Source organism: Corynebacterium sp. HMSC072G08, from assembly GCF_001809185.1.
In the GTDB taxonomy this organism is placed as follows: domain Bacteria; phylum Actinomycetota; class Actinomycetes; order Mycobacteriales; family Mycobacteriaceae; genus Corynebacterium; species Corynebacterium phoceense.
In genome coordinates this window covers 1-2,031 of the sequence record NZ_KV796430.1, presented here as the reverse complement: position 1 = coordinate 2,031, position 2,031 = coordinate 1, and the positions used below count along the sequence as shown (strand labels likewise).

The window sequence follows — 2,031 nt, the reverse complement described above, 5'->3', positions numbered from 1 at the left end:
CCGTAGCGGACACACATTTTGCTACTTAGCCCAGCTTTGTTACAGTAAAAAGTAGTTCCAATAGTCTCTGTCGTCCCGTCTCCCGGGCCACCACAACGCCCGCGGCGGGAACGGTCCGTCTTGCAAGGAGTTGTGTGTCTACTCGTCCCCGTCCTCTCCGCGGCCTGCTCGCCGCTCTGGCGGCAGCCGCGACGCTGCTTTCCCCGAGCATGGTCGCTCAACCTGCCGCACAGGCTCAACCCCAGGCTGAGAATCGGCCAGCCATCGCGTGGGAAGACTGCCCCGCTGAGGTCACTATCGACCGCGCGCAGTGTGGCCGTGTCACGGTCCCCACGTATTACGGTCACCCGGACCGCGGCACGATTTCCGTCGGCTTCGTCAAGGTGCCTGCGGCCAATCCTTCTGCACGCCGTGGTGCGCTCTTTACCAACCCGGGTGGCCCGGGCGGCGACGCCTACGGGTGGGCTGGCAATGACGCAATTGCGTGGCCACAGGCCGTGCGCGACGAGTGGGACGTCATCGGCGTCCAGCCCCGCGGCCTGCCCGGCTCCACGCCAGTGCGCTGTGAGGAAGCAGGAGGCAGCGAAGCTGACGTTTTCCTTGCCTACGGCAAGCTAGTGCGTGACGCCTGTGAGAAGGGTACGCCGGGCTACACTCACTCGCTCACCACGGAAAATACCGCGCGTGACTGGGAGGAAGTGCGCAAGGCCCTGGGCGAGGACCGCATCTCCATCGCAGGCCTCAGCTACGGCACGTTCCTCGGCTCGACGTATGCCACGCTCTTCCCGCAGCACACGGACCGCGTCGTGCTCGACTCCGCCATGGGAACGAGCCTCACGTGGAACGGCCTCCTGCCCGCACAGCGTGCCGGCTATGAGGGCGCCTACCACGATCTCTTCGCGTACATCGCGGCCAACGACGCACGCTTCCACCTCGGCACGACACCTCTGGCGGTCTACGAGCGCTGGGCTGCTCGCATCCAGCGCGAATCCGGCGTGCGCCCCACCACGCTCCCGCCGAACGCGAAGATTGGCGACCTACCGCCCGGTCTTGAGGTCGTGGGCCAGCCCGGCGCCGATCTCATGACGGCCACGGGCGCGCTGCGCGCCAACGCCAATTTCCTTGCAGACAAGGTGACGCATCCCAACTCCGTGCCCGTGACGTCTACGACCTTCGCGATCACACGCGAGGTCGGCCCGCGCCCCGAGACGTGGGAGAAGTTCGCCGAACACCTCGCAGGACAGCGCGACATGGCCGCGGAGGGGATCGGCGGCCTCAGCGAGCAGGACCAACAGAAATTCATGGACGCGGCCATGCAGGCGCAAAATATGCAGGCGCTCATCATGTGCAACGAGAACACCGTTCCTGGCGACCCCACGCAGCTGCCGCTGCTCGTCTGGTCCAACTTCGTGACGGGCGACTTCAATGACGTTTTTCCGGCGCTGTGGGGCTCTGGCACCGCCTGCAGCGGCCGCGGCCCGGTAGCCACCCCGGTCAAGCTCAGCGGCGCACACCTGGCGACCCGCCCGCTCATGCTCTCCGGCACCCGCGACCCGCAGACGCCGTACCGCTACCAAGGCGAAATCCGTGACGCCATGGGCGCCCACCAGGTCACCGTCAACGGTCCGGGCCACGGCCACTTTGCTCTCGGCAACAAGGCCGTGGATGACATCGTGGTGGACTACCTGCGCACCGGTCATACCGCCGCTACCTCGGCACCGGGGCTGCACTAGGATTTTCACTCAGTCCAGCCACCACGCCACCCCCGGGGCAATTCCTGTTCCGGGAAGGGTGTGAGTTAAACTATTCCTCGTTGCGTGCGCAGTGCCCGGCGGTGCTGCGCACAGCACATGCCTCCGTAGCTCAGCGGATTAGAGCATCGGTTTCCGGTACCGAAGGTCGCAGGTTCGATCCCTGTCGGGGGCACAATAAAAATCCCGTTGACCAGCAGAAATGTTGGCCAACGGGATTTTGTTTGCACGTCTCAACGTTCGGCCCCTCGGGGCTAAGTAGCAAAATGTGTGTCCGCTA

At 65.1% G+C, this 2,031-nt stretch carries 1 protein-coding gene and 1 tRNA gene; both read left to right on the top strand.

Annotated elements, in window-relative coordinates; translation table 11 throughout:
* The first annotated feature begins 134 nt into the window (after positions 1-134).
* Positions 135-1,733: an alpha/beta hydrolase gene (locus HMPREF2559_RS08615; protein ID WP_070540326.1), complete on the top strand. Its 1,599-nt coding sequence runs from the start codon at positions 135-137 to the stop codon at positions 1,731-1,733.
* Between the two features lie 119 nt (positions 1,734-1,852).
* Positions 1,853-1,926, top strand: a tRNA-Arg gene (locus tag HMPREF2559_RS08610).
* The last annotated feature ends 105 nt before the right edge of the window (positions 1,927-2,031 follow it).